Source organism: Coleofasciculus sp. H7-1, assembly GCF_057473865.1.
In genome coordinates this window covers 72619-92182 of sequence record NZ_JBYCCT010000068.1, presented here as the reverse complement: position 1 = coordinate 92182, position 19564 = coordinate 72619, and the positions used below count along the sequence as shown (strand labels likewise).

The 19564-nt window shown below is 45.0% G+C and carries 22 protein-coding genes; 9 read left to right on the top strand and 13 right to left on the bottom strand.

The genetic code is table 11. The features are described from left to right. The 3 genes from AC2VDX_RS18925 to coaBC form a co-directional block, all read left to right on the top strand. Nucleotides 1–294: hypothetical protein (locus tag AC2VDX_RS18925; RefSeq protein ID WP_486928222.1), on the top strand; the 294-nt coding region annotated here is incomplete at its 5' end. Between the two features lie 104 nt (nt 295–398). After that, a complete protein-coding gene (gene isiD / locus AC2VDX_RS18920) occupies nt 399–611 on the top strand; it encodes a protein IsiD (protein WP_190818072.1) in 213 nt (70 codons plus the stop codon). Beyond that, the gene (coaBC, locus tag AC2VDX_RS18915) at nt 612–1826 is read left to right on the top strand and encodes a bifunctional phosphopantothenoylcysteine decarboxylase/phosphopantothenate--cysteine ligase CoaBC (protein ID WP_378176886.1); all 1215 of its coding nucleotides are present in this window, start codon (nt 612–614) and stop codon (nt 1824–1826) included. A gap of 182 nt (nt 1827–2008) precedes the next feature. On the opposite strand, the gene AC2VDX_RS18910 is transcribed toward coaBC, so the two are convergent. The 5 genes from AC2VDX_RS18910 to AC2VDX_RS18890 all read right to left on the bottom strand — a co-directional run bounded on the left by AC2VDX_RS18910 (nt 2009) and on the right by AC2VDX_RS18890 (nt 7725). Next, complete coding sequence (locus tag AC2VDX_RS18910; RefSeq protein WP_378176884.1) at nt 2009–2860, bottom strand: DUF350 domain-containing protein; 852 nt, start codon at nt 2858–2860, stop codon at nt 2009–2011. 127 nt (nt 2861–2987) lie between these two features. Then, on the bottom strand, nt 2988–4046 hold the full coding sequence (locus AC2VDX_RS18905; RefSeq protein ID WP_378176882.1) for a lipid II:glycine glycyltransferase FemX: 1059 nt from the start codon (nt 4044–4046) through the stop codon (nt 2988–2990). Further along, nucleotides 4039–5502, bottom strand: coding sequence for a spermine/spermidine synthase domain-containing protein (locus AC2VDX_RS18900; RefSeq protein WP_378176880.1), 1464 nt, complete (start codon nt 5500–5502; stop codon nt 4039–4041). The genes AC2VDX_RS18905 and AC2VDX_RS18900 overlap by 8 nt, the downstream gene beginning before the upstream one ends. 7 nt (nt 5503–5509) lie before the next feature. Beyond that, nucleotides 5510–6139 (bottom strand): DUF4178 domain-containing protein, encoded by a 630-nt coding sequence (locus tag AC2VDX_RS18895; protein WP_378176878.1) that lies wholly within the window; start codon nt 6137–6139, stop codon nt 5510–5512. A gap of 200 nt (nt 6140–6339) precedes the next feature. Continuing rightward, on the bottom strand, nt 6340–7725 hold the full coding sequence (locus AC2VDX_RS18890; protein ID WP_378176876.1) for a GUN4 domain-containing protein: 1386 nt from the start codon (nt 7723–7725) through the stop codon (nt 6340–6342). 185 nt (nt 7726–7910) lie between these two features. Here AC2VDX_RS18890 and AC2VDX_RS18885 point away from each other — a divergent pair, with 185 nt between their 5' ends. After that, nucleotides 7911–8432 carry a DUF29 family protein gene (locus AC2VDX_RS18885; RefSeq protein ID WP_378177198.1) on the top strand — a complete coding sequence of 174 codons (522 nt, stop codon included), beginning with the start codon at nt 7911–7913 and terminating at the stop codon, nt 8430–8432. 158 nt (nt 8433–8590) lie between these two features. Here the strand turns inward: AC2VDX_RS18885 and AC2VDX_RS18880 are convergent, their stop codons facing one another. Continuing rightward, entirely contained in the window at nt 8591–8764 is a 174-nt protein-coding gene (locus AC2VDX_RS18880) for a glutathione S-transferase C-terminal domain-containing protein (RefSeq protein WP_378176874.1), read from the bottom strand. Between the two features lie 67 nt (nt 8765–8831). Next, complete coding sequence (locus AC2VDX_RS18875) at nt 8832–8957, bottom strand: hypothetical protein (protein ID WP_378176872.1); 126 nt, start codon at nt 8955–8957, stop codon at nt 8832–8834. Between the two features lie 304 nt (nt 8958–9261). Here AC2VDX_RS18875 and AC2VDX_RS18870 point away from each other — a divergent pair, with 304 nt between their 5' ends. From AC2VDX_RS18870 to AC2VDX_RS18860, 3 genes are all read left to right on the top strand, one after another. Next, nucleotides 9262–10176, top strand: coding sequence for a putative selenate ABC transporter substrate-binding protein (locus AC2VDX_RS18870; protein ID WP_378177195.1), 915 nt, complete (start codon nt 9262–9264; stop codon nt 10174–10176). Nucleotides 10177–10474: 298 nt separating this feature from the next. Further along, a complete protein-coding gene (locus AC2VDX_RS18865) occupies nt 10475–11230 on the top strand; it encodes a phosphonate ABC transporter ATP-binding protein (RefSeq protein ID WP_378176870.1) in 756 nt (251 codons plus the stop codon). A 190-nt stretch (nt 11231–11420) separates the two neighbouring features. After that, nucleotides 11421–13175, top strand: a complete 1755-nt coding sequence (locus AC2VDX_RS18860; protein ID WP_378177192.1) for a PhnE/PtxC family ABC transporter permease — start codon at nt 11421–11423, stop codon at nt 13173–13175. 72 nt (nt 13176–13247) lie between these two features. Here AC2VDX_RS18860 and AC2VDX_RS18855 read toward each other — a convergent pair whose 3' ends face one another. From AC2VDX_RS18855 to AC2VDX_RS18845, 3 genes are all read right to left on the bottom strand, one after another. Beyond that, nucleotides 13248–14186 (bottom strand): phosphodiester glycosidase family protein, encoded by a 939-nt coding sequence (locus AC2VDX_RS18855; protein WP_378176868.1) that lies wholly within the window; start codon nt 14184–14186, stop codon nt 13248–13250. 188 nt (nt 14187–14374) lie between these two features. Beyond that, nucleotides 14375–14989 carry a gamma-glutamylcyclotransferase family protein gene (locus tag AC2VDX_RS18850; RefSeq protein ID WP_378176866.1) on the bottom strand — a complete coding sequence of 205 codons (615 nt, stop codon included), beginning with the start codon at nt 14987–14989 and terminating at the stop codon, nt 14375–14377. Between the two features lie 562 nt (nt 14990–15551). After that, entirely contained in the window at nt 15552–17012 is a 1461-nt protein-coding gene (locus AC2VDX_RS18845) for a hypothetical protein (protein ID WP_378176864.1), read from the bottom strand. Between the two features lie 261 nt (nt 17013–17273). On the opposite strand from AC2VDX_RS18845, the gene rdgB reads away from it, so the two are divergent. Together rdgB and AC2VDX_RS18835 are read left to right on the top strand one after the other, a co-directional pair. Beyond that, entirely contained in the window at nt 17274–17855 is a 582-nt protein-coding gene (gene rdgB / locus AC2VDX_RS18840) for an RdgB/HAM1 family non-canonical purine NTP pyrophosphatase (RefSeq protein WP_378176862.1), read from the top strand. 129 nt (nt 17856–17984) lie between these two features. Beyond that, a complete protein-coding gene (locus tag AC2VDX_RS18835) occupies nt 17985–18221 on the top strand; it encodes a hypothetical protein (protein WP_378176860.1) in 237 nt (78 codons plus the stop codon). Here AC2VDX_RS18835 and AC2VDX_RS18830 read toward each other — a convergent pair. The 3 genes from AC2VDX_RS18830 to AC2VDX_RS18820 form a co-directional block, all read right to left on the bottom strand. Then, a complete protein-coding gene (locus AC2VDX_RS18830) occupies nt 18218–18556 on the bottom strand; it encodes a P-II family nitrogen regulator (protein WP_190412314.1) in 339 nt (112 codons plus the stop codon). The genes AC2VDX_RS18835 and AC2VDX_RS18830 overlap by 4 nt on opposite strands. A gap of 172 nt (nt 18557–18728) precedes the next feature. Beyond that, nucleotides 18729–18893 carry a hypothetical protein gene (locus tag AC2VDX_RS18825; protein ID WP_378176857.1) on the bottom strand — a complete coding sequence of 55 codons (165 nt, stop codon included), beginning with the start codon at nt 18891–18893 and terminating at the stop codon, nt 18729–18731. Between the two features lie 9 nt (nt 18894–18902). After that, nucleotides 18903–19529, bottom strand: a complete 627-nt coding sequence (locus tag AC2VDX_RS18820) for a hypothetical protein (RefSeq protein WP_378176855.1) — start codon at nt 19527–19529, stop codon at nt 18903–18905. Nucleotides 19530–19564: the final 35 nt, after the last annotated feature.

Sequence of the window (19564 nt, the reverse complement as noted above, 5' to 3'; positions counted from 1 at the left end):
CTCCTCGTACACATGACAGCGCTGATGCCTGCGCGCTCAGTGCTCCGTCGTCCGTCCACCGCTCTCAGCCCTCAGTCCTCAGCCCTCAGTCCTCAGCCCTCAGCCCTCAGCCCTCAGCCCTCAGCCCTCAGCCCTCAGCCCTCAGCCCTCAGCCCTCAGCCCTCAGCCCTCAGCCCTCAGCCCTCAGTCCTCAGCCCTCAGCCCTCAGCCCTCAGCCCTCAGTCCTCAGCCCTCAGTCCTCAGCCCTGTTTCGGTCAAATCTCCCGCTTAAAGCTAGTAGACCCGCTAACTTGACGTTTTTTTAAATCAAGCGATCGCCAGTAATGGCGTTAAGATAAAATGGTTGGTTGCATCTGTATAATTCATGGCACAGATGCAGATTGAGGGAGGCGCGGTCAATGACAACTGTTAGCATTTCCAACCGGGATATTTCTGCTGTGACGGCAACTGAAGTGGAACAGCTGGCTGTACGGCTAGAGCAAGATAATTACACCAATCCCTTTGAAGGATTGGATGATTGGCATTTGCTCAGAGCGATCGCTTTTCAACGTCCAGATTTAGTTGAACCCTACCTCTACCTGCTGGATTTTCAACCCTTCGATGAAGCTTAAATGCAAAGTGGCAGACGAGTTCTCATTGGGATAGGCGGCGGTATCGCCGCCTATAAAGTTTGTGAGGTAATTTCGGCGCTTGCCAAAACTGGGGTGGAAGTTCGGGTGATTCTTACTGATTCTGCTCAAGCATTTATCACCCCTCTAACAGTGGCAACGCTGTCTCGTCATCCTGCTTATACGGATGAAAATTTCTGGCAACCGACACGCGGACGCCCTTTGCATATTGAGTTGGGAGAATGGGCAGAGGTTTTGGCGATCGCTCCTCTAACCGCGAATACTTTAGGCAAGTTGGCTTATGGTTTCGCTGACAATCTGCTTGCGAATACTGTCCTCGCTTCCACTTGTCCGGTGTTGTTAGCACCAGCAATGAATACGGATATGTGGGAACAGGTGGCAGTGCAACGCAATTGGCAACAGGTATTCGTAGATAAACGCTATCACAGTGTTGGTCCCGGTGCTGGACTCTTGGCTTGCGATCGCGTCGGTGCTGGACGTATGGCAGAACCTGCTGAAATTTTGCCGCAAATTACATCTCTATTGCACACTGGCGGTAAGCGAGATTTAGCCGGGAAACGAGTTTTAATTAGTGCTGGAGGAACGCGAGAGCATCTCGATCCGGTGCGCTTCATCGGCAATCCTTCGACTGGCAAAATGGGATTCGCATTGGCACAAGCTGCACTGCATCGCGGTGCATCTGTGACACTGGTGCATGGGCCAATGGAGACGCAATTAATCGCCTCTCTACAAAAGGTGCAATCGATTGGTGTGATGAGCGCCCACCAGATGCAGCAGGCGATGTTAGAGTGTTTTCCAGATGCCGATTTGATAGTGATGTCGGCGGCGGTGGCAGATGTGAAACCAGCCGAGTATAGTGCCCAGAAATTGCCGAAGCGATCGCTTCCCGCTTCCTTACCTCTAGAATCTGTACCCGATATCGTGGCAGAATTGGCGAGTCTCAAACAGCCGCATCAAAAGTTAATTGGGTTTGCCGCACAGACTGGGGATATTGTTACGCCAGCGCTGGAGAAGTTGCGGAAGAAAAAATTGGATGCCATTGTTGCTAATCCCATCGATCAACCCGATGCTGGTTTTGGCAGCGACAACAACCGAGCTGTGTTTCTTGACAATCAAGGGCGCAAAGTAGAGATTGAACCCTGTAGTAAATTGCAGATGGCTCACTCTTTATTTGACTTTGTTCAAGGTGCTGGCTGAAAGGACAAGCAGTGCTTAGATCCCATCATTTTTCAGCTTCTCAACCTATTTTTGAGTGGGCAGAAGCCGATTTCTTACATTTCAGGACTTACGCAAAGCTTATACATATAGCGTTTTTTCGGGTTCAATCCCCCTGTGGTTGCCCTTACTATGTGTTGATGTGCGGCGAGTCCGTCCTGAATTTAGACAGCCCAGGCGATTAAGAATGAAGCCGCAATATAAGCAAAAGCTTCAATTAATCCAGCACCCAAATTCGGGACTTGTTGACGCGCGATTTCATCGGATATTTTTACTCCTGGCACCAAGATTAAATCTGCAATCCAGCGAATTACAATCAGTGAGGCTAAGCAAAATAACAGTGTTAAACCATATTGAGTAAAACTAATTACCCAGTTTTGAAACTCGGCGGCAAATGCCACGCGCACTATATTACCCGTCGCAATAAGTAAGCCTGCTAACGCCACGCCAGCAGCGGGATTATTGCGCCTTTCAATCTCTTCAAATACATCGTATTTAGTGACGTAGGGATAGAGAACACTCACCAAAACGAGTACGCCTAAGCCGACAATCCAGCAGACTAACCCTACTAGCCAAGTGCCGCTTTCTCCTCCGAGTGCGGCGCTGAGAATGAGTCCATTGGCGATGTGATTGCCAAATTCTACAGCAGCAGCGCCTGTGTTGCGTTCTTCGAGAATTTCGCGCTTACAATCAAAGCAACGCAGAATTAAACGATCGCCTACCCAAGCACCCGCCAACATGAATAAAATTACTGTGGCACCATAGCTTGCCAAATTGAGTAACTTGTCCTGCCAATTGTCTGAAGGTTGTCCTAAAACACCACCCAGTGCAATGACGATGCCGAGGTAATATCCGACGAGAGCGATCGCTACGGCTGAATTATCTTTAACAAATAGTTCTAGATTTAATTCCATGCGACGGAATAGTTTTTGATAAGCTAGTTGTCCCAGCCAGAACAACCCAAAGCCTACCACTAGCTCTAGAAGAATAAATCCTAATTGACTGACTTGTTCCACTATTTAACTCCTTATCAAGTTTTTTAATATCAATAGGATTTACGCAACATCACCACATCTGCAACCACAGGGTGATTGAACCCGAAAAAACGCTATATGTATAAGCTTTGCGTAAATTACGATTAAATCAATTTGGATTCTTTAAGTGTTTTAATAATCCAATCATTGTATCTGCTAATTGGTCGTAAAAAAAGTAATCCTGAGCGCCGATAGTTGTTACCGTCACACCACCAAACTGACTTTTAAAGCGGGAAAATTTGGCATAACTATGATTGGGATCGTGAGTAAAACCATAGAAATCATACAAACTGCAACCGCGTGATTTTGCCCGTTGCATTGCCGCCCAGTGTAAACTGTAAGTTGCCATGACTTCCGGATGTTCAAAACTACGTCCGCCGTAAAGATAAGTTGCGCGATTGCCCCAATAAACCACCAAGATAGCGGCTAATATTTTTCCCTGCCAGGTTGCGAAACCAATCTCTGCCATATTTGCCTTAAATAAGGTTTGGCAAAGATTGATGAAAAATTTGTATGGTTCGCCAAAAAACTGCTGACGTTTTACCGTTTCCCAAAAGATATCGTAAAACACAGGAATTGCCTGCGAGTCTGTTCTAAATTCGGTTTCTACACCATGACGCCAACTCAAACGCAAATTATATCGTCCTTTTGGCTTCATAGTTGCTAACATTTCAGTTTCAGTTAATTGTAGATCAATTAACAGGGTTTCTGAGGGCAATAAATCAGCGGGGGCACGCCTAAATTCGGCAAGCCAATCTGGTTTTTGATGCCATAATGGTTCAATTCGTAGCGCCACCGCTGCTATTTTTTTAGCTAAAGATGCCGCTTGTTTCAGCAACATCTGCATTCCTTCTTTTTCCAATTGTGCAGGTAGCAAAGGGGCACCTGGAGCAACTAATAAATTTGCTTTATTAGGATGAGGATAAAAATAAAAAATGCATCCTCCCACTAATTCTTGCTTGTAGAATAAACCATAACGGAACGTTTTGTATCCTTCTAATTCCTTGAAATCTGCCCAAGCCCAAGATTGCATAAAGCATCCTGTGGGCGCAGTTTGCACAAACAAGTCCCAAAGATGGCGTTCTTCTAAATTTAGCAGTCTTAGGGTTAAAGATAATTCTTCTGCTTGAATTTTTTGCCCATGATTTATATTTAAAATGTCAGTCATGATTCGAGCGATTTGTTAATAAGTTTATCAACCAAATACCGCCTGCCGCTGTCAAAATAAATCCTAAGGTTTTATTAAACCAATTCCATTCTCCCTCGCTATAATAAGTCGTTCCTACTGGATATCCGCTAGAGCCAGAAGAATGGCTACTTCCTGAATAGTATCCCTTAGCAAATACAGCATCTGGAGAGGCTAAATTTGCCATTAGTAATGTCACTGAAAGCATCATAATAAATTCTGCTGCCCGTGGTGATAAGGCTGAAAGTTGCTGTCCAGATCGGACTTTATCAGACAATTGTTTTAGTTCAGCGGCAATCTGAGGCGGCAGTTCCTGAGCGCGGTCTAAAATACTGCCCAATAAGCGCGATAAGTCTATTTCTGATAGTAATTGTTGCAGGTGCGCTAACCATTCTGCCGTCATCTTAGGGCTGTGATAAGGATGTTGTACCGGCAATAATTTGCTAATATCTACGTCATTTCGCTCAACTTCTTCTAACCACATTTGGGCTGTTGATTCTAGTTGAAGGAGATCGCGCAAACCTATCAGTCCAGTCCCGGATTCTTCAATATCTAAAAAATTAATGGTTTTTCCTTCAGTTGCTTCGGTAATTTGGGTTAATTGAATATGAGGATTAAGCAAATAGTAAAATAGCTGCGGACAATCCAGGGTGTGAATGTTTACGCTGTGGCGAATATGAGCGATCGCGTTCTCAAACTCAAACACTTTGAGCAGATTTTCAAGAGCGATCGCCTGTAAATTTTTAGGTAGGATAATTGCTTCTAGTTCAGAATGCTGAATTGAAACTGGAGACGCTAAAAAGAACCCCCAATTGCCATAGTCATGCCGCTGAAAGGATGGAATTGCTAGTTGTAAAGGCTTTGCCATCAATCCAGCAGCTAACAAAGTTTGATATAAACACCAAAAACCTGTTGTACGATTTTCTGGAGAAACAGCATTCGTGCTAATAATGCCACCTGGATAAAGCACCCGGCTAATAGTTTTAAACCATTCTTGAGTGTATATTGCAGTATCTTCTGTACAACTAGGATAAGTAAAATCGCAAATAATGACGTGATAAGATTTTTCCTTGATTGTCGATAAAAATTCAAATGCTTCTTGCGTGTAAATAGTTAAGCGATCGCTTTCTAAGCTTCCCTGATTAAAATCCTTAAATACTTTTTTACCTAGTTCTAAAACTTCTGGATTGTAATCCACTAAATCAACTTGACTCACTTCAGAAAATCGCAACACATCCCGTGCAGCTAATCCATCCCCGCCGCCACAAATCAATACTTGCAACTCTGTCTGAGGAAACCGTTTGACTGCCAGTGCTACCGATGGAATCACTAAATATTCGTGATAAATGGCTTCATCAGCGGTATCAAACTGCAAATCACCATTGATATAAAAAGCCAACCCGTTATTATGTTGTTCAATAAATAAAGATGTAGGCATTTTTTGACTATCCGAATATCATCAAAAATATTCCGCAAATCATGAGAAAACTGGCTAATAATACTTGAGCAATAAAGCTGCCAAAATTACTTTCTTTTACCCCTCGTTCAATATCAGAAAACTCTTCTGGCTTCACTATTTTGGTAGAGTAAATATGTCGTTCGCCATTAGGCCAAGCTTCAATCGCTAAATTCCATTGACGATCTTTGTCCCAATAATCCCAAGTAATTCGAGATGTCTCCTCTTCGTCTCCTTCATAGTTTCCCTGAGTTGATGACTCAAAATAATAGCGTCTGCCCAAGGCGTGCAATTCTGGATAAGGTGTTTTTTGCCCTTGCATATCGTGCCAAAGACGAACAGCCAAATTATTAAGTGATTCTGGCTCAAATATCTTAGGATCGGGAATTTCTTCGGCAAGATACCAATTTACCAAGGATTCTGGATTTTGAGGATCGATTTCTCGTAGCAAATAATATTCTTTTCCTGCCTGAGATTTTAGCAACCACTCTGTTGTTTCATATCCATAGGAATCGTCATAAGTGCTGTATTCTTTAATCTGCCATTGAACCCCATAATATTTTAAGCGATCGCTTGGACGTAACTGTTCAAGTTGAGTTCTCGTAATAGCGGAAGACATAAAAGTTTGCAGAGCTGCTGAAAATTTGTTTGAATACAGAAAAAAAATGAATTTAAATTTACTCTTTTAGAATAATTAAATGCATTTTTGCTAAAAAATAGAGTGAGTTAGAGTAGGCAGCATTTATTATATTCACAACAGCGCTTAACCTATAGAATAATCAATAAGACTTCATAAAAATATAGATTTTTTATAATTAGCTACTCAAGACGATAGAAGAGGTTCAATAACCCTACCCACCAACCAACTTCGCAAAAAACATATCCGCTGGGCAGATGACCTGCGGGAGCGCGATCGCTATCAAAAATAAATTCTTCATAAGGAACCCAAACGCCATCAATCCGCCATCCTACGCGATCGCCTAAAATACACAAAATTTCATAATTTGCACTTCTCGTCCCTCCAATCCTCTCCCAGATATATTTTTGTACGCTAAAACCAAAGCGCCCTTTGCTGTGTTTTATCCAGAGTTGGTTAATGATGCGAAGGTCTGAAACTGGAAATTTTTTGATATCTTCTACTCTCAGCCAGCCTTCGGTTTCTCGACCGGAAATTTTCAGCATGACCGTCGTTGTTTCCTCATCCGCCTCTTGCCACTTTCCTAACGCTAAAAAAGTCTGTAGTTGCCGGTAATCTATTCTTGACGCTGAACTTTGTCGATTTGTTAAAAAATTGCGGTTGGTAGCGATTGAACTTGCATTATGAGTTTTTGATAACGGAATCTTGCTTGATACCGGCTGCTTAAAAGTGTAGGCGGCAATCTTATTAAAATTGAGCAATTCTAGCCACTCCTGCACCGACTGAGGGCGTTCCTCGGCTTGAAATTCCATTCCTTTAAGAATCGCCTGATTGGCTAAATTACTAATGCTTGAATTGAAGCGTTGCGGTGAATTTAACGGAATCCCCGCAGCTCTAGCAGGAGCTGGTAGCGGGACTTCTCCAGTCAGCAAATAGTAGAGCGTCGCCGCGAGTGCATAAACATCCGTATATTCGCCCCGCCTCGCTTGCTGAGCATACTGTTCAATCGGAGCAAAACCTGGAGTAAAAGTTTGCGTATGAGTCTGCGTCAAATCGGGGATAAATTCCCTAGCAATGCCAAAATCAATCAGCACCGCCTCGAATTTTTCGGCACGCACCATGATATTGGACGGCTTCACATCCCGATGCAAAAAGCCTCTTTCGTGGATGAAAGTCAGTGCTTCACCAATCTGGCGGATGTAGTGCAATGCTTCTGTTTCCGACAAAACACCCAGATTAAGTACGCGCTGCTCCAGGTTTTCTCCTTCAACATACTCCATCGCCATGCAAGGTAACTGTCCTTCAGAGAAGGCATTGTCAATCTGCACAATATGAGGGTGTCGGCACACAGCTAGTCGCAGCGCTTCTTTCTGGAAATCTCGATTGAATTTGTCTCGGTACGCTGTAAATTCGCGTTTAGTCAATACCTGTTCGTTCAGCGTCTTGATAACGACAAAATTCCCTTTTTTGTCTCTAGCTAAAAAAGTGATGCCATAGCCACCTTCTCCCAGCACCCTGTCAACGATGTATCGTCCACCATGCAACATCTGCCCAGCGGCCCAAACCATTCCTTAAACTTTCCCTGACACTTAGGCTAATTTTGGCATACCCTTGGTGTCAGGTTTGTTAAATATTTGACCCACTCCAGAAAGCTCCATAACGGAAGGGAACAAAGGTGAGATGAACCAGAGCGATCGCTCTCGTTTTTGAGTGCTATATTCAGCGTAGAAACGCCTAGATGAAGGCAATTGTTATGACTCAGGAACTCATAGATTTAAGAAATAGCATCATTGAGGGACGCTACACAGACGCTTTAGTGATTTTAGATGAGCTGGATTGGATGAGTAAAAAGGCAACCCTGCGTAATATAAAATCCTATTTAGTTAGAATGCTAATTCACTTGATTAAAAATCAAATAGAGCAGCGATTAACCAACTCTTGGGTAGCTTCAATTTCAGATTCTCTCATACAAATTCAAGACCTGAATCTCCAAGACAACAAAACTTCTCACTACGTCAAGCCTGATGAATGGGAACCAATGCTTGTAGATGCACTGGCAGCTGCAATTCGTCCGGCGAGTGTGGAAGTACTAAATGGAAGAGTTAAACCGTCTCAACTCTCAGAAATGGTGGATAGAACTCAGATAATCCTGACAGCTCAACAATTACTTGCTTTGACGTATGCTCATTCAGCAAGTATTTTACCTGACATCATTGATGAGTATTTAACTCAGTTACCGGGTGGGCAAGATTGGTTTGAAGACAGGCGAGAATAGAGAAGCAGAAATACAAAGGTGATGAATCATTGGAGTAACTCTATTAATCCATTGATCTTTGAACAAACAGGATTAGCTCATGAAGCTGAGCTAGGACTCAACGGTGAGTGTTTTAATGAGCAATCTGCGCTGATGCTCAAGGACTTGCTAAAGCTACACTATCGCAGCGCTTCACTATTGCCAAAAAACTGTTCAGTCATCCGTTCATAGTGCTGGCAGAGGTTCGATCGCTCAAGCAAATAATCAAGGATTGAGCTTTCAAAACGTGGCTGTATGAAATTACCAATGTAGCCATAAGCCGTCGCATCTAACGTTGTGGGTTGGTCTCCCATCGAAGGATGGTGCAGTGTATAAGGTAATCATTTTCTCAAACTCCTTCATGTTATTAAAACGAGATAATTAGGCGATCGCAGTTGTTAAGGGCGCTTGCTCTGAAACACGCCCTGCGGCTTTAATCAAATCGGCTGCCTTTTCGCCAATCATGATTGTGGGTGCGTTCGTGTTTCCCGTCGTGATGGTTGGCATAATTGAGGCATCAGTTTAGGCTTTGTTTGGTCTTGAAATTTGTTTAAGTCCCGCTAAGCAAGATAGGCGATCCCAAAGCCACCTTTACCCAACTGCCTATCGATAATTTACCGCCCACCATACAACTTCTGCCCAGGATGCCAAACTATTGCTAAAGCCTGCTGACACTACGGTTAATTTTGGCATAAGGGTAGCCGTTCGCTTACACTAACTTCTGGCACCCGCGCTACAGCCCATTTCCAGGAGGGGTAGCTTCTGGCGTAAGTTTATATAGGCAGTCAAAATGAGCAGATCCAAGTCAGGAATGAAAAAAATATTGTTGTCCGGTTTGTTGTTGTTGCTACCGCTGGCGGCTTGTTCGCCCAACCCATCCGGGACTTCAGCGACGAACGGTGGAACTGAGACAAAGCCTCTGGCAATCGGTGCAATTCCCGATCAAGATCCGCAAAAGTTACAGCGTCAGTATGACAAGCTAGCTGCCTATCTAGAAAAGGAACTGGGTGTGCCGGTGGAGTATAAGCCGGTTACTGACTATACGGCGGCGGTTACTGTCTTCAAAGTAGGAGATTTGGATTTAGTTTGGTTTGGAGGATTGACGGGGGTGCAGGCACGGTTGCAGGTACCGGGTGCGGAAGCGATCGCTCAACGCGACATAGACGCCCAATTCCACAGTCTCTTCATCGCCAACAAAAAGGCTGGACTGAAGCCATTTAAAGATATTTCTGATTTAAAACAGCTCAAAGGGCATAGCTTTACTATGGGGAGCGAATCTTCAACATCCGGGCGTTTAATGCCTCAATATTTCCTGCAACAAGCTGGACTCAAACTTGAAGATTTGAAAGGTCAAGTCGGTTTTTCCGGCGATCACGATAAGACGATCAAATTGGTGGAAGCAGGCACCTACGATGTAGGTGCTGTAAATGAAAGCGTCTGGAAAAAGCGAGTCGATTCCAAAGAAGTAGACCCAAATAAAGTGCAAGTCCTCTGGCAAACACCTGCCTATTATGACTACCACTGGGTTATCAATCCGGAGGTCAAAAAGCGCTATGGCGATGATTTTGCCAAAAAGGTACAGAGCGCTTTTTTGAAACTCGACCCCACGGTGCCAGAACAAAAAGAAATTCTCGGCTTGTTTGAGGCTAAAAAATTTATCCCCACTCAAAATTCTAACTATGCTCAAATTGAAACGATTGGTCGGCAAATTGGCAAAATTAAATGAGCCTTTTTAGGTGATAAGTTTTGCTTTATCAATCCCTAACTTTTGCCCGATTTCGATCAGAAAATATTATGATTTTATCGGGCTAAAATACTTGTGTTTTGCACTGTAACGTCATAATATAGTAATTGTATTTGTCTAACCACAAAGCGTTGTGGCAGACGCGACGAGGACAATGTCCTCGTCGCGAAATCAAAAGGTTGGTAAAGGGAAAGTGCTAATTCTAATAAATTAGAATTAATTATAAGGGATGATTAATAATTCCTAAGGCTCCCATTAGCGATTATCCATTACCGCTGGTATGAGTCAAAACTTACCGATTTTTGAACTCAAAAACGTTACGAAACAATTTGGTAAGTTTCAGTCTCTTGCTGATGTCAATTTGCAGATTCGGGCAGGCGATCGCGTGGCGCTGGTTGGTTCTAGCGGTGCGGGGAAAAGTACGCTGATTAATTTACTCAACGGGACGCTGCTACCGAGTCAAGGAGAAGTCTGGGTACTGGGTCGCAACCTTGCCGATCTTCGTCCCAAGTTGCTGCGCCAAGTCCAGCGCCAGATAGGTACAATTTATCAACAATTTCACTTGGTTGATAATTTGCAGGTGATTCACAATATCAATGCTGGACATCTGGGGCGCTGGTCGTTTTTCAAAGCAGCAGTTTCGCTGATTTATCCTTTGGAAGTTGAAACTGCTCATAAAGCTTTGGCACAGGTGGGGATTGCAGAAAAACTTTACGAACGCACCGATAGTCTTTCTGGTGGTCAACAGCAACGGGTAGCGATCGCTCGCGTCCTCGTGCAAAATCCTACCGCTATTCTTGCTGACGAACCCATCTCCAGCCTCGACCCCGAACGCAGCCGCGAGATTATGGATTTATTGCGCCAGTTGAGCCAGGAAACGGGCAAAACTTTAGTCACCAGTGTCCACGCAATTGAATTTGCTCGCAGTCATTATCAGCGCATCATCGGTTTGCGACAGGGACGCATTTTGTTTGATACCCCCGCTGAAGCACTGTCAGACGCGATGATTGAGGAGTTGTACAGGATGGAGAATTGATATTGCTTCCGGTTGCTGAAGTTTTGTATTTCTTTAACACACGCGGTAGCGCAAAGGTTCGCACTAGATCGCGATCGCTTGTTGTTAAAAGAGGAGTTTTGGCAAGGAAAGCGTGAGAAACACTAGCGATCGCCAACCAACAAACCTCCCTCAGCGCCCCTCACCGCTTAACTGGCGTACTGTGTGGGGATTGGTGTTTGTCGCGTCCCTCATTTGGTCGTTGCACTTAGCAGGCGTATTCCAGCGGGATTTAATCAACGAAGGCGGCTGGAACCTCGTTTGGCGCTTTATCGTTGCTGCATTCTCACCCGATCTCAGCCCGGAATTTCTGCATCTAACTCTAGACTCTACTCTAAAAACCCTTGCTTACGCCGTGTGTGGCACTTTCTTCAGCGTGCTGATTGGTTTGGTGGGGGGTGTTTTTTGTTCTGAGATATGGTGGGAATCTGTTTCAAATTCAAAACTCAAAACTCAGACGCGATCGATCGGGTTTCTACAACTCAAAACTCAGTCTCCTTGGGTGATGGTACGAGGAGTTTTGGCAATTCCGAGAGCAATTCACGAGTTAATTTGGGGATTATTTTTCGTCAATATTTTTGGACTCGATCCGCTAGTAGCAGTGCTAGCGATCGCAATTCCTTTTGGTGCGATTACTGCCAAAGTCTTCTCGGAGATTCTAGACGAAACCCCCCATCAGCCACTAATGGCACTCCTGAATAGCGGCGTTTCACCTCTGAATGCTTTTGCCTATAGCTTGATTCCCCAAGCCTTTCTAAATCTGCTGTCCTACGCTTTCTATCGGTTTGAGTGTTCGATTCGTTCCGCCGCCGTACTGGGGATTATTGGTGCAGGTGGACTGGGGTATCAAATTCTCCTCAGCCTCCAATCTTTGCGCTATGAGCAGATGTGGACGTTTTTGATTGCCCTGATTGGATTAAATGGTGCTACGGATTTTTGGAGTGCTTTGCTACGCCACCGTTTGGGTGCGCCAAGTCGCCTGGATTTGAACGTCCTGAATCTCCAAGGGCGCAAACAGCGGTTTTATCAACAAGATCCAGTAGTACAGGTGTCATTTCTCGGCGGCATTGTTTTAGTCATCTTCTCCTTCTGGTACATCCAGGCTGATTTCTCAAAACTTTGGGCACCGCGAACTGCACAGCTATTGGCAGGAGTGTTTCAAGATGTCTTCCCACCGGATGGGAGTCAGCTGAGTCAACTATTTACCCTTTCAGCTCAAACTCTGGCTATGTCCATCCTGGCAATGGCTGGGGCTGGATTAGGAGGCATTTTATTATCTTTCCCAGCAGCAAATAATTTCCTGTTGCCAGGAGGGATTCTGGATACTGGTAGAAGATCCCCCCAACCCCCCTTAAAAAGGGGGGCAAGAGAAAATCTCACACTCCCCTTAAAAAGGGGGACGGGAGAAAATCTCACACTCCCCTTTTTAAGGGGGGATCTCCGAGGAACTGCTGTACTGATTTTTACCCGCTTCCTACTACTCGTTGCCCGTGCCGTCCCCGAACCCATTTGGGCGTTAATCTTTCTGTTTGTATTGTTTCCGGGAATATTACCTGGAGCGATCGCCCTCGGTTTACACAATTTAGGTATACTAGGGCGTCTGATGGCGGAAGTGACGGAAAATCTAGATGAACGTCCAAGAGCGTCGCTCAAAGCTTTGGGCGCTACTGGTTCCCAAGTCTTCCTCTACGGCGTCTTACCCCGCACTTTGCCCCGCTTTATTGCATATATCCTCTACCGCTGGGAAGTCTGCATCCGCGCTACGGTAATTGTAGGGTTAGTGGGTGCGGGTGGATTAGGTCGCTTGCTCACGGAACAACTGAGTAGCTTTGACTACAAAGGTCTCCTCACAACTTTGATAGCCTTTCTTGCCCTCACTTTTATCGTAGACCTCATTAGTGCCTCAGTGCGGCGAGCAATTAGGTAATGCAGCTTCCACCCCATCCAAGATATATGGATTCTCAGCTACTTCGACCAACCAGTTCTACTCTATAAATTGTCATTCCGTTTTGTAAATCAAAAATACCGATCCAATTGGATTAGAATTTTCCACATAGATTTTGTTGTTATAGTAAAAAGCTGTTGAAAACCCGCCATCAAATAACATCGCTTCCTGAATATTACCTAAACAGTGATTTTTAGAAATTCCTTTCAGGAGATCATCAAACTTATCTGGATACAATGGCCCATCATCGACGTTGTTAACCAGTAATATTACATAGCCTTTGGAAGTAATCGCTGCCATCGAGCGACTGGTTTCGTGCTTACAGGCATATTCTCCCAAGTCATTACAAATATCTTTGAATATTCCATTTTGATAAAATCTTCCATTTCCTCCTACTAAATTGTAATTTAAAATTTGCTCGTTTCTTTTCCCAATCTGAATCGTAGCCTTTCGCTCTTGTGTACCTCCTGAAATTCCAAAGGAAGACCGCTTATCTTTAAATAAACCAGAATATTCTACACCCCTCGAAATGTTCAAGCCTTGGGGTTTATTCTCAGGATCTATATAATCCCCATTAATGGCTGCAATCGGTCTTTTGCCATTTAGTTTGGCATTATCATCCGCTATAATTTCATGAAACTGTTTTGGGATATATTCTTTGCGTAATCTCCCTTTAGCATCTTTAGCATAAATTTCATGGGCTAAAGCAAGACTAACCTTAAAATCTAGTTTTGGAGATTTGGGATCAAAAAGAATAACATAATTTGCGCCTTCAGCCTTGGTATTACCTTGATGATCCGTTCTGATAAATTCTATGCTGAACTGACATTCTTGGCTTTGGCAATCGCATAAATTATTAACAGTTTTTCTGGCTGTTATTAATTTTATTACTTGAATTTGAGTAATTGTTGGATTATTTTTAAAATAAAGATAAATGCTAGATATTATCATAAATAATAATAATATGCCCAATGATTTGGTTTTTGTAAACATACAGTAAGGAATTTGCAAAAAATGTATGTTTACATCTTAAGCCTAACAATACCTAGGATGAGGGTGAAGATTAACCACCCTACAAGTATTTTAATAAATAATAAGTATTGGGGAATTGCTAGTTGTCATGAGTCTTTAGGTCTTTGCTCAGAATTTCTGACCAAAAACGAATCACCAATGACGGATGCTCAATTACCGTTCGCTAAGCCGACCGCAGAGACTGACGAGAGCCAGTGGCGCTGTTGCAACTGATACATATGGTTAAACAGTTGCCAGCAATACTGTTCTGGAAGCCCGCAGGTTAAGGCACCGCGCAGGACAACGTTGAAGTACCAGTCGTTGGGGGCGAGTTCTTCTGCTAATTTGTTAACGACAACGTAGGTACGAACGCTGGTATATATGCGATCTTGGCAGGAAACATTGACCATTTCCTGGCGATAACCGCCTTGAGGGACTTCTTCGCGTTCATCTAAGCGATCGCTCAATCTCCACGGTAATCTATACAGAACTCCTTCGACTGAGGCTGATGGGTCTTTCACCATATCTAAAACACCACAGTTGCGAAGCGCTGAGCGGCGATAAAATCCTAGTCGATATCCTTTGAGTGTGGCAGCACCAATCACGTAAGTATGGGTGTTCTCGCCGAATGTACGCTTTAAATCGACCGGGCACATACAAGAACCGTAAGCAAAATAGTAAAACATCGGCTCTGTTTGTTGCTGTTGTTGCAATCTCAACGCTTGATGTGCAGGATGATGAGATTGTACCCAGGTGTGTTTTAAGTGTCCAATGCGATCGCTCATCTATCTTTAGGAATACTTTTACTATGGACAAGATTTTAGCAGAATCTTCTTATTGTATACCTTCATATCCCGATAGGTAAACCGTAGATTGTAATTTGGCTTCCTCCTCAGGAAATCGGACAGAGAAGGGCAGGGTTTGAGAAGCCAAATTTTTTGGAGTTTCCGGAGGTACAAGCGATCGCCAAAGCACCTTCCTCAAGAATTCAGTAGCTGGAGTAGCTGGAGCTTTTTAGCGATCGCCAAAAAGCAATCCCTCTGCATTCAGTTGCTTTACTTACAATGACTTACGTAAGAACTCTCTGAAACTTTTATTCCTTCCTCTCTTGAAGCGTCCTTCGCGGTTCGTTTTTCCATAACCAGGACTTACGCAACTTGCGCGACATCTGGGGCAACCACAAGGGATTGCCCCTACAAAACGCTATATGTATAAGCTTTGCGTAAGTCCTGCATAACTTTGCGTAGATCCTGACTTACAATTATTTAGCAAATAGTGAAAGCAGCCCTAGTGTGGGGCTGCTTTCACTATTCGCCAAGAATGAGAGTATCCAGATGCTGCCTAATTTTATCTTTGGGCGCTGCTGGCAAGCCGATTCCAACCTTGGATCGCTTTCTCTAAAGGTGCAGGCAAACTACCTCGATTAATATCGGTGTAGCGAACCGTACCTTCTCGACTGGTAAGCGTGTAGGTGATGTAATCGGCAGCACCGCTGGGTGCTGGGTAACTCAGGTTCTTGAATTGGGCAAATTGCTGCCGTTCTAGCAATTGCTGAAACTGTCGTACCTGTTGCCCAGAAATGCGGAGAACGCTACGCTCGGAGTCATTGGCATCGCCGATACGAACGCGCATCAAGCGTCCGTCATTCAGTAAAACAGTTTCGTAGGTTCTACCAGCAAAACCGCCACTGGCGATCGCTCGAAACACCACATTTTTATCTAAGGATGGTGGTAGTTCGCTAGCAGGAATTGGCGTCGGCTGGAGGGTACCCGCATCGCTTATCTTGCTAGCGTCTTGATTGAACTTAACGAGAGAACCATTGTCGTTCGTGTGATAAACCAACAGTTGTAGCTGGTTTTGTACCGTCACCTGCCAACCAGGGATTGCAAGAGTAGCACAACTCTCGTTAATACCGCCTAAACCGAGACAGCTATCCCAATTTTGCTGTTTAGCCTGAATGATGCTGAGTTGGTTCGCTGGCACTTTGAACTGTCGGGAAGCCTCCAGCAAGACTGCATCCCGAACGGAATTCGGCAAACTCGCTAGTTGATCCAGCTTCACTACAGAACCGGCTGCATTCGTGCGATAAACCAAGCGTTGTCCATTTCCTTGTACCGTCACCCGCCAGCCTTCTACCGTCGCTGGCGCACACAAAATATCAGGCGCGTAAATCCCTAAACAAGCATCAGGCCAAGTTTTCTGTTCCGCCTGCACGAGGCGAATCTGGTTAACCGGCAAACCCAACTGCGTGGAGGCATCAGCGATAACAGCATTAGCAATGGATTTGGGGAAGTTTTCTGGGATGTTACTGACAGGAGTATCCGACTTTTGGAGGCGTAAAACTTGCCCTGTAGAATTGATGCGATAAACCCAAGTTTTGTTACCACTAGACATGACAACGCGCCAACCGGGAACTAATGCTTGAGTACAAAATTCACCAGATTTCGGAAGTCCCAAACAGCCATCGTTCCAAGTTTTCTGGTTAAAGTCAGTAATCTTGAGCTTTCCCGGAGCGATACCAGTTTGACGCGACAAATCTTGACGAACGGCGTTAGCAATCCGAGGCGGTAAGCGATTAGCTTGCTTACGGTCAAGATTTTGCCCAACTTTCTGGTCTTTAACCTTAACCAGTTCGGTGGTAGACTCAGAAAGTCTGACTGGGGCAGCAAATGCGGTTTGCAGCAGTGTCAGACCTGCGCCCAAAGACAAGATGCCAGTTAGAACTAGAGCGGCAAAAATCCGCTCGGATTGGTGAACTGTTTCACCGGGATTTACTGGTTTGGAGTGATTTTTGAAAATCTGTCTCATAGAAACCTCAATAGATTTGTTTTTGTAGGTGGAGAGCGTGTCTGTTGAGACAAGCAGCACTCCAATGCTCGTCCAATGCGTATAGCAGATAAGAAGCTTGACGCTGCTATCGTGCGAGTTAGTTCCGCTGTTTGGTTCACCTGAATGGGTGATTTTTTACAAGTTTCAGATGGCGATCGCCAGCCAACTTGTTAACTTCTGCAAAAACAGGTTTCTACGATCGTGTAGGTGTGTATTTATTCCAGCAAAGGAGCGATCGCCATGACTGTGTTAGTAGTCGCTACGGGAAATCCAGGCAAGCTGCGAGAGATGCAGACGTATTTAAGCGGATTGGGCTGGGAATTGACCCTGAAGCCAGAGGAACTGGAGATTGAGGAGTCGGGTGACACCTTCATGGCTAACGCTTGTCTGAAGGCATCCCAGGTGGCACAGGCGACTGGAGAGTGGGCGATCGCAGATGATTCTGGGTTGGAAGTAGACGCCTTAGAGGGCGCACCCGGTATCTATTCCGCTCGTTATGGCAAAACCGACACCGATCGAATTGAACGCCTGTTGAATGAACTAGGCAACGAACTGAATCGGGAAGCGCAATTTGTTTGTGCAATTGCGATCGCTCGTCCGGATGGCGCTCTAGCTGTGCAAGCCGAAGGAGTTTGTCGCGGCGAAATTCTCCACTCCCCTCGCGGTACAGGTGGATTCGGCTACGATCCGATTTTTTACGTATCCAAAGAGCAAATGACTTTTGCGGAAATGACTCCTGAGTTGAAGCGCCAGTGGAGCCATCGAGGTCAAGCCTTCAAAATTCTCTTACCCCAGCTACAGACATTAAAGACTGAGGATTGAGTACAGAAGTTAGAAATCAAGTTACCAGAAATCAGTTTTTGGCGATCGCCAAAAATTCTGATTTCTGAATTTTTAATTACTCCTGACCTCTAACCCCGAACTCCTCAGTCCTCAGTCCACCCTCCGGGAATGCGAAGCGCCTACAGTCCTCAGTCCACCCTCCGGGAAGGCGAAGCGCCTACAGTCCTCAGTCCACCCTTCGGGAAGGCGAAGCGCCTACAGTCCTCAGTCCTCAGTCCTCAGTCCTCAGTCCTCAGTCCTCAGTCCTCAGCCCTCAGTCCTCAGCCCTCAGCCCTCAGTCCTCAGTCCTCAGCCCTCAGTCCTCAGTCCTCAGTCCTCAGTCCTCAGTCCTCAGTCCTGATTTAGACGGCTTCCAGATTCTTTTCCCCCGTCCGAATTCGGATCACCTGCTCTACCGGGCTGACAAAAATCTTACCATCACCAATTTCACCCGTTCGGGCAGCGGCAATGATTTTCTCAATCACCATATCAACCTGGCTATCTTCAACAACGATCTCTACTTTTAGTTTTTGCAAAAACTCAACCGTGTACTCGGAACCGCGATAACGTTCAGTTTGACCTTTCTGCCGCCCAAATCCTCGGACTTCAGAAACGGTCATTCCCACAATTCCCGCATTGACTAGCGCAATTTTAACTTCGTCGAGTTTAAAAGGCCGGATAATCGCTTCAACTTTTTTCAAGCTTCTAACTCCTCAGTTGGTTCTGGATTTTATCTGTACAATCAATTTGTACAACCAAAGGTACTCGTAAAGCGGCGGCTATGTTTTATCACTGCTCAAACAAAGATTTTTGTATTATATGATACAGATTGCTCTTTACTCCCACCAGAAGCATCAATTGTGCCAACCCTAACTAACGGGTTTCTAGTAGATATCGCTGACTCATCAACGTGACAGACGTGACTAGGCAGTGAAGATGCACGGGTTTGGAAATATTTCCCCGATTTGTATCAAAGCCGTCGTTCCAGGCAAATGCACCCGGTTCTCCGACTCCCAACAGAGTCAATCCTTCCGTCAATCGGCAATCTCAACGACTATTATTCAAAAGCGGACGCACAATCAAAAAGCCGGTGCCAAACGCTGTCGCCACAATCAAAAAGATGACGATGATTAACCACCAGCCACTCACATCTGCGGAACGTTCTGGCTGAGTTGGGCGACGATACCGACCTTGTTCCTGTTCGATTACCAAGCTTTCTGAAAAATCGCTTAGTGGTGCTGGTTCAGCTTTGGGATGAGGTAAAACTTCCACTGGCGGAGCAGTAGCCGCCGGACGAGGAGAACGAGGAGGCTGTGGAGGACGCCGCTTAGGTGTTGAAGCGCTTGGTGCAGTCCGAATTTCCGGTTCAATGGAGGGAGGGGGAACTTCAACTCGACCCCCGGAGGGAAACGAAGTAACCACCTGTTGCGCGTGCAAAGCTGACTGAACAACTTTTTCGATTTCTTGTCGCAGCTGTTGATTTTCTTTAGCTAACTGCTGATTTTGGGAATTCAGAGAGTCCAGCATCGCTTGTGCTGCTTGTAACTCTGCTGAGAGTTCTTTGTAAACCGAAATTGGCACCGAGGGACGGTAGGTATTCATTGGGCTTTGGGCAGTCTGCTCGGAAATATAAGCATTTTGCATCGGCGAACGGGTCGAGGGATTGGACATCATGGATTTAGTTTAAGTTCTGTAAGGCAACAATAATG

Excerpts from the sequence above, each read along its gene's own strand:
- AC2VDX_RS18820 (WP_378176855.1), bottom strand. The coding sequence starts at position 19,529 with ATGATGTCCAATCCCTCGACCCGTTCGCCGATGCAAAATGCTTATATT.
- AC2VDX_RS18850 (WP_378176866.1), bottom strand. The coding sequence starts at position 14,989 with ATGAGCGATCGCATTGGACACTTAAAACACACCTGGGTACAATCTCAT.
- AC2VDX_RS18865 (WP_378176870.1), top strand. The coding sequence starts at position 10,475 with ATGAGTCAAAACTTACCGATTTTTGAACTCAAAAACGTTACGAAACAA.
- isiD (WP_190818072.1), top strand. The coding sequence starts at position 399 with ATGACAACTGTTAGCATTTCCAACCGGGATATTTCTGCTGTGACGGCA.
- AC2VDX_RS18870 (WP_378177195.1), top strand. The coding sequence starts at position 9,262 with ATGAAAAAAATATTGTTGTCCGGTTTGTTGTTGTTGCTACCGCTGGCG.
- AC2VDX_RS18900 (WP_378176880.1), bottom strand. The coding sequence starts at position 5,502 with ATGCCTACATCTTTATTTATTGAACAACATAATAACGGGTTGGCTTTT.
- AC2VDX_RS18880 (WP_378176874.1), bottom strand. The coding sequence starts at position 8,764 with ATGGGAGACCAACCCACAACGTTAGATGCGACGGCTTATGGCTACATT.
- AC2VDX_RS18875 (WP_378176872.1), bottom strand. The coding sequence starts at position 8,957 with ATGCCAACCATCACGACGGGAAACACGAACGCACCCACAATCATGATT.
- AC2VDX_RS18895 (WP_378176878.1), bottom strand. The coding sequence starts at position 6,139 with ATGTCTTCCGCTATTACGAGAACTCAACTTGAACAGTTACGTCCAAGC.
- AC2VDX_RS18845 (WP_378176864.1), bottom strand. The coding sequence starts at position 17,012 with ATGAGACAGATTTTCAAAAATCACTCCAAACCAGTAAATCCCGGTGAA.
- AC2VDX_RS18890 (WP_378176876.1), bottom strand. The coding sequence starts at position 7,725 with ATGGTTTGGGCCGCTGGGCAGATGTTGCATGGTGGACGATACATCGTT.
- AC2VDX_RS18885 (WP_378177198.1), top strand. The coding sequence starts at position 7,911 with ATGACTCAGGAACTCATAGATTTAAGAAATAGCATCATTGAGGGACGC.
- AC2VDX_RS18905 (WP_378176882.1), bottom strand. The coding sequence starts at position 4,046 with ATGACTGACATTTTAAATATAAATCATGGGCAAAAAATTCAAGCAGAA.
- coaBC (WP_378176886.1), top strand. The coding sequence starts at position 612 with ATGCAAAGTGGCAGACGAGTTCTCATTGGGATAGGCGGCGGTATCGCC.
- AC2VDX_RS18855 (WP_378176868.1), bottom strand. The coding sequence starts at position 14,186 with ATGTTTACAAAAACCAAATCATTGGGCATATTATTATTATTTATGATA.
- AC2VDX_RS18835 (WP_378176860.1), top strand. The coding sequence starts at position 17,985 with ATGCGAAGCGCCTACAGTCCTCAGTCCACCCTCCGGGAAGGCGAAGCG.
- rdgB (WP_378176862.1), top strand. The coding sequence starts at position 17,274 with ATGACTGTGTTAGTAGTCGCTACGGGAAATCCAGGCAAGCTGCGAGAG.